This window comes from Argonema galeatum A003/A1, from assembly GCF_023333595.1.
In the GTDB taxonomy this organism is placed as follows: Bacteria; Cyanobacteriota; Cyanobacteriia; order Cyanobacteriales; family Aerosakkonemataceae; genus Argonema; species Argonema galeatum.
Map to the genome: position 1 here is coordinate 62,326 of NZ_JAIQZM010000030.1, position 9,082 is coordinate 71,407.

Consider the following 9,082-nt stretch of genomic DNA (forward strand, 5'->3'; position numbering starts at 1 on the left):
AAATTTCAGAGATTATTATACAATAGTTCAAAAGTTGAATAACTAGACAAGGTTTTTATAATTATCTGCGCTCCAAATACAGTACAATAAACTTGCGATCGCACTCCAAAAATTACGACATGAAACCAGCCGTATTTCTCGATCGAGATGGCGTCCTCAACATCGAAGCGGGCTACATTCACTCTTTAGAAGACCTACATCTAATACCGGGTGCAGCTAAAGCAGTGCGGCAGTTAAACTCAAGCCAAATATTTTGCTGTCTGGTCTCTAACCAGTCTGGCCCAGCACGGGGCTACTACCCAGTTGACCACGTAGAAGCCTTGCATCAGCGTCTTTGCCACCTGTTGGAAACAGAAGCAGGGGCAAAATTAGACGCCCTGTACTACTGCCCCTATCTCAGTCCGCCAGAAGGAGGAACCCATCCAGAATTTACTCGTTGGAGTACTTGGCGCAAACCCAACACCGGGATGCTGGTGGCAGCTGCCTGGGAACATGACCTAGACTTAAGCCAGAGTTTTGCAGTCGGCGATAAAGCAACCGATGTTGATATGGCTCACAATGCCGGGTGCAGCGGGATTTTGGTGCAGACTGGATTTGGTTCTAGCGTCCTGAGTGGTAAGTACCAGCACCACACCAAACCAGATTATATTGCCACCGACTTATTAGCTGCCGTTGATTGGATTTTGCAGCAAATGGGTAATTTAGAGATAGAGCGACCCGCAGAGCAATTCAATGAATATAGTGGCAAACAATCCTAAAGCCAAAACCGGGCCAGAAGGCACTTGGACTATTACAGCGGCGAGAACGACCGACGAAACGCCTTATTCGGGCACGGTGCAAATCCATCCTATGGGCAAAATTTACACGGTGTCCTGGTTGACTACATTGGGTGATTACTCAGGTTTAGCGTTTTTTGAGGACGGTCATCTTTTTGCTGGCTGTGGCCCCGATCGCACCTACGGCGTTACGCTTTACAAAATTAATGGCGACGGCACCCTAGATGGCACGTGGATTACGCCCTCTAACAACGGTGTACTGGACACGGAAAAGGCTGTGGGCAACACACCTAACCAACTAGAGGGTACTTACCAAATCAGCGGCACAATTTCCAAAATTAGAAATTACGAAGGCACCCTGAATATTCGTCAGTTAAATGACATTTATCAGCTCTCCTGGTCAATGGGAAGTGAGTATCAGGGTGTTGGTTTGCGCGTGGGTGATTGGCTGATTACCAGCTGGGGAGAAGGCAATGTGTTCTGTATAGATTACGAAGTTCGGAGTGAAATAGCCCAAGGTCGCTGGGCCTATGTCGGTGACTCAATTATGGGAGTGGAAAACCTGTATAGAATTTCTTGAATTCTAGCGGATAGCCTCAAACAAGGCATCATCCAGTTCGTAACCGAACATCTGGGCCATCGACTTTAACCGGGATGGACTTTCAATGCCTTGACTTTTCATCCAGTCCACCAAAACAAACAGCTTTTGCATCACAAAAATTTCTAAAGCTTCTGGATTGTACTGGATGCCCTCTTTGCGGCTGAATTGGTGCGGCACCAGCATGGCGGCGTAGCGGGCTAGTTCCCCAGCTTTCCAATCGAGCAGAAACGGCAGCCAGGGATAGCGGGCGTCCAGGCGAACAAACCACAGCCGCACCTCTGGGATTTCCGATAGTTCCCGTGGGTCGGTGGATTCGCGGGGATAGTCAATATCAAAGCGCAACTGCTGTTCGTGGGATGGGGCTCCTTCTTGCAGCAGTTTTTCAATTACCGTTTGGGCAGGCGACAGATCCAAATTGTTGAGTTGGTTGGAGTTGAGAGCGATCGCAATGGTCATTGATTATTCACAATAAATAAATAAGCTAAAGTAGTAATGAGTTTGTTTTAATGGAGAATGACTTGTAAACGAGAGTTTCGCCAAGTCGGCTCACTTCTCTGCGGTGGTTAAGAGCGATATGCCTTTGGCACGTTTAGCTCAAGCGCCGGATACCAGCAGATATTGCCAGTTTGGTTGCTCCCTCTCCCAAGTGGCCTATCCCTGAACATAGTAGCAAAGTTACAGCCCTTTTCAGGTTAGTGAGGTACAGAGAAACCAGGTTTCTTAAAGAAACCGGGTTTGTGGCCTACACTTCGTACAGAGAAACCGGGTTTCTGGGCTACTCTTCGTACAGAGAAACCCGGTTTCTTAAAGAAACCGGGTTTCTGGGCTACACTTCATGCAACTAAAAACCGTTATAAAATATAGACATATGAGTAAGTTCCCAATAGAAATCAAGAGTCTTAACTATGCAAAATGAAACGATCGCTGCCAAACCAATTCGTTCTTTAGACGATGCTTTAGAAAGGTGTCAGGCGAAGGGAATGCGCTTGAGCCGCCAGCGGCGCTTTATTTTGGAGCTGCTTTGGCAAGAGCAAGAACACTTATCTGCTCGCGAAATTTATAATCGCCTGAATCTGCAAGGAAAAAATATCGGACATACGTCTGTATATCAAAATTTAGAAGCTTTATCTGGTGAAGGAATTATTGAGTGCCTTGAGCGATCGGACGGTCGTTTGTACGGCAACATCAGCGACTCCCACAGCCACATCAACTGCGTGGATACGAATCAAATTTTGGATGTTCGCGTCGAACTTCCTGAAGATTTGCTCAAAGAAATTGAAGAACAAACAGGAGTGCGGATCACCGACTATAGCATTAACTTCTACGGTTATCGAATCTCCGAACCAACCAGCGACTAATTTCAGATTTGAGATTTCAGATTTCAGATTTATTTCAAATTGTCAATTCCAAATAAATTTGAAATCTGCAATTCTTCAATTTTAAATTTCCCAATGACTAATGACTAAAGAAACATAGTCTCATCATTATTATCCATATCACTTTCGTCTTGAGAGTGTATTTCTCCCTCGCTACGCTCAATCAGCAGCAGAGTCGAATCACCATCCCGATCTTCATTCACCCTGACATTTCTAGTAACTGGTATGGTACTATGCCTGGTTCCGGCTTCCAAGTTAACAAGAGCTTGCTGGCAAGCTCGATACTGATTCAAGGAGAATAGGGCACCGCTTTTTTCCGCAAAATCTTTGGTAGCTTCATCAAGCTGAGCTTCAAACAGACAAGCATTGGTGAGACTAGCCAACTGAAGGTTTGCCCCCATCAGATTGGCACCTGTTAGATTAGCCCCTTCTAGCTTGGCGGCTGAGAGATTGACACCCGATAGATCGGCATCGGTAAGATTTGCCCAAGACAAGTTAGCTTCTTGAAGGTTTGACCCTGCTAAATTGGCTCCGACTAACTCAGCGGCAAAGAAATTTGTTTTCCAGAAATTAGCTCCAGGAAGCATCACGCGATCCAAACAGGCTTTATCTAAATCTAATAAAAGCAGACTTCCTCTCGATCGCGCCCAGAAAGCATCTGGCGATAAAACCGCAGTGCGACCGATTAAGCTAAGGAATCGATCGGCATTGAACTCCTCTGGAATTTCTGCATCTCCACAAGGTGAAAAGGGAATCTGCGCCTCTCGGTGACACGCACAAAGCAACTGAAACACATTGAGTCCCACCGTTGCATCGATTTGCAGAACATTAAGGGAATTGCCTAGCGGACGCAACTGGGAGCGAGTAGTGTGAACCAACCCCTCATCCAACCATCGACCTCGACAGTAAGCGCGATAGAAACTATTGAGGCGATCCAACAAAACTGTAAAAGAAAACGACCTGCTCGAGCGAGCTTCTTCTCGGCGCAGACGTTCGATGAGCAGCTCTTCAATCTCAGCCGAGATGATACCGTAACCCAAGGAATTATAGAGGTGCTGGGCGACACTAGACGGCGAGTCGATCGCAAAAATCGCTTCCCCGTAGGCATCGGCGACTCGTCGAGTCAAAGATTTCAGCTTTTCGGCTAGAGCCTCGGCACAGAAATATTCTCCCAACTTAGGGTGGGAGAAAGAAAGAGTGGGGGAGTGGGGGAGTGGGGGAGTGGGGGAGTGGGGGAGTGGGGGAGTGGGGGAATGGGAGAGTGGGAGAGTGGGGGACAACACAGATTCTGAGATCCGTGCATCCGTGTATATCCGTGTCGTAGTATCCGTGACTTCTTTTACATCCGATCGGCGAAAGTAAAATGCAGGTAAGGTAAAAGTAGTTGCAGCAGCCTGAGAATTAACTCCCGCTAAACGGGTAGCAATAGTGCTGAGGGAGCAGGAGTTGCGACCGCTTTCCAGTAAAGTAATAGCAGCTACTTGCATTTGGTGACGGACTTCTTGGGAAGATCGACCTTGGAGCAGACTGGCGATCGCTTCTGGAGTATGGTAGCTATTAGCCGAACCTTCGCGAACCAACATCGATACGCTATTGCCAGACGACATTCCATCCGGTGCTTCCCCCAGCAGCCAGCGGCAAAGTCGATCGTAAATTTCAAATCTTATTTGGGAACCGCGCAAGGGAAAGAGGGTTTCATCAAGTCTGCCGCTTCGATACAAAATGGCTAATAGAAACAGGCTTAGGGGCTGATGGACAAAAGCCGTCAAATCCTTCACCTCTGGCAACTGCCGAAAAACCCCGCTCTGCTTCAAAAAGTTAAAGTAAGCTTGAGCGATCGATTTGGGTTGGAGTTTAGACCAATTCTTGAACCACAGTTTGAGTTGCTCCTGATCCAGAGGTTGAATAGCCATGCGCCGGAATGAAACCGGCAGACTGTGGGCTAAGCTGGCGAGTATCTGCGATCGACAAGTGAGGACAATCTTGTGGCGGTGACGGCCAGATGCCCCAGCGAATTGGCTCTGAAACTTCTGCACCCGATCTAGGAATGCAGAAAATTGACGCTCAACATCAGGAGCGCGGGGCAATTCATCCAGTCCGTCCAAAATTAACAAGCAGGGAGGGTGTAAAGGCGAAAGCCAGCCATCCGCGCTTGTTAATTTAGCCGCTTTTAAGGCAGTATCCAGCGTCTGTTCCAGGGTTTTGCCCAAAGTCACATCTCGCAAGCGAATAAATACCGGCATCCAGGACGGGTAAACCTCTTGGGCTATCTTTGCCGCCCAGATCTGGCAGAAACTGGTTTTGCCAGTACCCGGTTCGCCCTCAATAATAACGACACTTTCGAGATCGGACAGTTGGCCTATTGCCCATTCCATTAAATCAACTGATGCCGTTGAGGGTGAGGGGGTAGACTGAGCGGATGGAAAAGTCGGGCTTCTCCACTGTATGTCTCTTTTGTTCTCGCTTTCTTCAACTGGCACTCCCTTGAGGGGGACATATAAATCTTTCAGGGCAAAGAATTCTCCTAGTACTGGTTCGCTGAGAGCTTGCAGGAGGTTCGCCCGGTAGTTTTCCCGGTTTAAGTCAATTAGATTGGGTATCGTAGCACCGACGGACAGTGCGGAAAGTTCATTTTCGGGGTCTAGCGTGATAGTGTCATCGTCCGTCAGAATTTGATTTGCCAAGTTGTTGTTGGTTAAGTGACCCAAGCGGACGAATTTTTGCAGTTGAGCCAGAGGCAGCGCATTCTCGGCAATTACTGTGAGCAGATGACCTGGGAGTGCATGAACCAAACGCTGTACGAGCTGTTTGGCCAGGATTTCTTCAACACCGTTGGTGACAAACCAAGCTAGAGCCAGATTATTCATCTGCCCCACGAGCAAAGATTCGCCTATTGAGGAAAGCGCCTGTTCTGCTTGCGTATCCGTAAGTCTGCCCGGTCGTAAGGTTTTCAGCAGTGCTTGCAGCTGAGAATCGGGTAGAATTACCGGCCTACTCTCGTCCGCAGTCCCCTGGGTTAGTACGTTAGCCCGCTCTAACCACGGTCTTTTCAGTGCGAATTCCTGTTCTAAAATTTTTTGCAAACTCCTCTGATAGGCAATTTGAAAAGCCAACCAGGTACCCTCATTGCGCTTGAGGGGCTTCTTACGGCTTAGAATTCGCAGCAGTTCAACACTCAGATTACAAACCGGCTCGACGTATTGCCAGAAAACATCTAAGGGCAGTTCCAGAAGTTCTGCGAACGGACTGATATCAAAAGGTGTCAGGCTCTTGACTTCCATGTCCTGACCGATGCGGAAGGCAACGCCTGCGGTTTGGGCTCCAAGTGCCTGTAGCTGAGTAATTGTAATGTTGCGATCTATCAGCCACTGCCGAATGCTTAAGCTCATCTCACCTCTACAGCAACTCTGAAACGGCTCCCTATGGTCATTATGAGCCAAGTTTTTGCGTGCGAATACTAACTATTTGACTTTGGCATCTGGTGAGTGGCAGGTAACATATGGTAAAAGGCATAGAAAAGATTTTAGATTTTAGATTTTAGATTGAACTTCAATTTGAAATCGAAAATCTGAAATTTTCTTAACTGTTCCCCGTTTCTTCTTCTCTGCCATCATCGAAGCGATGAGCCAATATCCACCGAATATGTCTGCAACTGAAGCACTATGAGCGATCTGGTAAAACCAGACCTGGGTGGACGCCCGGAAAGCCCACTCAATTTACTGCTAATTGACGATGACCCTATTTTCGGAGCGGGTCTGCGCGTTGTTGCGAGTCAGTTTATCGACTTGCAATCGATCGCTCTTGCGCGATCGTCTCAAGATGCCTTACAGATTCTCCAAAGCGGTGAGCCCCCCGTCACTCTAGTCATTTTAGACTTAGGCTTGGGTCGTTTGCCAAACGATCTGTTCCACACATCTGAATTTCATCAAGATCGAATCTCAGGGTTAGAACTCTGCCAGCAATTGAAAACCCAGTACCCCCATCTGCCGATATTGCTGCTGAGTTCCTTTTTAGAGCCGGTGCTGCTGGCGGCAGCACGGCAACTGGGTGTTGAGGGCTATTGCCCCAAAGGATGTGCTGTTTCCGAATTAGTCGATGCTATTCGTCAGGTGGCAGCCGGTCAATCTTATTGGCCTTCGGAGTTGATAGAGGCACCTCTGGCGGGTACACCCAGTCCGCAGTCTCGAACTCAAGCAGGTGTGTTGCCAACTCTGTTGAATAATATCCGCTTGTCTGGAGTGCGGCAAATAGAAGCTGCCCTGGCTGAGGTGACGGACTCACTGCAAAACGCTAGACTGTCTGCGCTAGACAGGGCTATCTTGGCTGGACGGCGGCGAGAACTCAAAGCAGCTCGTGGCTTGCTGAACAAGCTGTTAGGGCAACCCACGATCGTATTGGTGATGCCGAGGAACAGCGAAGCAAGGAACGAGGGAGTTCTTGAGCGGGGGACTTCGCTTTCAGCTCTGGATCTCGATCTCTCAGGCGATACTTGGCGATCGCAGTTGTTCGACAACACTTTCGCCAAAATCCAGTATGGCGTGCAAAACCTGACTAACGTCCCTTTGGAAATCGATATTTTCAGGTCAGAAAAAAAGCGGGAATTGCTTAATCTGGTTTTGCGAAAGTTAGAGGATGTCCTGAATGACCTGCGCTTTTCCCAGGTTCAGCCGAGTCAACTGCAAGAATTGCGCTCTGCTATTTTACAGGATTTGTGGCAGACTACCGCTACAGACTTTTTTGGTAAATACTACACCCTACGAGTGGGAGAGCGCGATTTGGAAGTTGTCAATATTATATTGCAAGACGCCCAAGTTGTCCAGATAGAAATACTGAAAAAGATTCCTTTGGTTATTGATTTATTTTCTTATCTGTTATTTGAAACGCCATTGACAGTTGATAATGCTTCCTACTCAGTTGGAACGCCTGAATCCCTGGCACGGGCAGAATTATTACTGCAAAATCTAGTTATTCAAGTTGCTAATGCTGTAGTTCAACCGCTGTTGAATCAGTTTGCAGATGTGGAGACGATTAAGCAAAATTTTTACGATCGAAAACTTATCTCTACTAGAGAAATAGAACGCTTTAGAAACAACTTATCTTGGAGATATCGGTTAGAAAAATATGTAGTAACTCCAAGAGCCATTTTTGAAAGTAGATATAATTTATTTTTTATAGACGGGATTGGTATTATAAAAACTTCTATTTATGCTCCCCGTGTTGGAGAATTAAAGCAACTTTCTGGTATACAATTGGCGGTGACGTTGGCGTTGGAAACAAGAGATGCGATCGCGCCTCGTCTCCAGGCAGTAGTTGCCTTCATCGGTAGCGCTGTTGTTTACTTGCTGACACAGGTTGTAGGCAGAGGTATCGGCTTAATTGGGCGGGGAATTCTGGAGGGAATCGGGAATTCTTTGCAGGAAAGTCGGTTTGGCAAAAATGGCGATCGTAAGTAGGTCAAAAAAAGTCACTCATTCACTCATTCACTCATTCAAAAGAAAGAATAGTCCTCAGTCCCCAGTCACCAGTCACCAGTCCCTAGCCCCCAGTCACCAGTCACCAGTCACCAGTCACCAGTCACCAGTCCCCAGTCCCCAGTCCATAAATTATCTTATAAAAAATATTAATTTTGAGACGGCGGATTATTTTTGTGCTATAATCGAAAAGTATCGTAATAGCTGGGTAAGTGAGATGTAGCAATACATTTTTGCTTCCTTAGTGTAAAGGGCAATTAAGAGCGGAGTAACTTGCCGATCGCACTAAGGAAAAAACCGCTATGCAATCACTTATCTATACAAGCAGGTAGCGCTGAATACAGCTAGCTAAGCCAATTATTTAATGAAGTTGAGTAGCAATTGAAAATCCAAGCGTTGAATATCCAGGTTGGCGATCGCATCGTTGCCTACTGCAACAATAAGAAGCAGATCTGCACGGTCAAACGCATCATAGATCCAGAGCAGGCCAATATTACACTATCAGTATTCACGGCTGAGCATTATCGCATTTCAGTATTACGAGTAGTTAGGTTCCAGCGGGACGCTTTAGTTGATTTAGCAAACTAAAAATCTATATCCAAACCCAAGTATAAATAGCTCTTTTCAGTAGTGCTTCTGCTTTAGCGCGGACTCATGAGTATGACCCCACAAATCGATCTGGGGGCTTGAGACCACTTGCTCAGTTTTAGATACCAAGGCTGATGGCAAAGTTACCAGAACAGACAATTACAAGGGTTTTGAATTTGCAGCGAAAATTATTAGAGAATTGGGTTTAAAACCCCGTCATAAGAAGGACGGCTTTTCTGGCTAACGAAATATAGCGGTACGCGCTGGCAT

7 protein-coding genes are annotated in these 9,082 nt (G+C 46.9%); 5 read left to right on the top strand and 2 right to left on the bottom strand.

Features of this window, described 5'->3' with window-relative positions; translation table 11 throughout:
- Positions 1 to 119: 119 nt before the first annotated feature.
- On the top strand, positions 120 to 758 hold the full coding sequence (locus LAY41_RS24500; RefSeq protein WP_249103813.1) for a D-glycero-alpha-D-manno-heptose-1,7-bisphosphate 7-phosphatase: 639 nt from the start codon (positions 120 to 122) through the stop codon (positions 756 to 758).
- Positions 733 to 1,356 carry a hypothetical protein gene (locus LAY41_RS24505; RefSeq protein ID WP_249103815.1) on the top strand — a complete coding sequence of 208 codons (624 nt, stop codon included), beginning with the start codon at positions 733 to 735 and terminating at the stop codon, positions 1,354 to 1,356. The genes LAY41_RS24500 and LAY41_RS24505 overlap by 26 nt, the downstream gene beginning before the upstream one ends.
- A gap of 3 nt (positions 1,357 to 1,359) precedes the next feature.
- On the opposite strand, the gene LAY41_RS24510 is transcribed toward LAY41_RS24505, so the two are convergent.
- Positions 1,360 to 1,833: a CRR6 family NdhI maturation factor gene (locus tag LAY41_RS24510; RefSeq protein ID WP_249065154.1), complete on the bottom strand. Its 474-nt coding sequence runs from the start codon at positions 1,831 to 1,833 to the stop codon at positions 1,360 to 1,362.
- Positions 1,834 to 2,282: 449 nt separating this feature from the next.
- On the opposite strand from LAY41_RS24510, the gene LAY41_RS24515 reads away from it, so the two are divergent.
- Positions 2,283 to 2,735, top strand: coding sequence for a Fur family transcriptional regulator (locus LAY41_RS24515; RefSeq protein WP_249103818.1), 453 nt, complete (start codon positions 2,283 to 2,285; stop codon positions 2,733 to 2,735).
- Between the two features lie 104 nt (positions 2,736 to 2,839).
- Here LAY41_RS24515 and LAY41_RS24520 read toward each other — a convergent pair whose 3' ends face one another.
- On the bottom strand, positions 2,840 to 6,142 hold the full coding sequence (locus tag LAY41_RS24520) for an NACHT domain-containing protein (protein ID WP_249103822.1): 3,303 nt from the start codon (positions 6,140 to 6,142) through the stop codon (positions 2,840 to 2,842).
- 273 nt (positions 6,143 to 6,415) lie between these two features.
- Here LAY41_RS24520 and LAY41_RS24525 point away from each other — a divergent pair, with 273 nt between their 5' ends.
- Together LAY41_RS24525 and LAY41_RS24530 are read left to right on the top strand one after the other, a co-directional pair.
- Positions 6,416 to 8,206, top strand: a complete 1,791-nt coding sequence (locus LAY41_RS24525; RefSeq protein WP_249103824.1) for a DUF3685 domain-containing protein — start codon at positions 6,416 to 6,418, stop codon at positions 8,204 to 8,206.
- A gap of 399 nt (positions 8,207 to 8,605) precedes the next feature.
- Positions 8,606 to 8,812, top strand: a complete 207-nt coding sequence (locus LAY41_RS24530; protein WP_249103827.1) for a hypothetical protein — start codon at positions 8,606 to 8,608, stop codon at positions 8,810 to 8,812.
- Positions 8,813 to 9,082 lie beyond the last annotated feature (270 nt).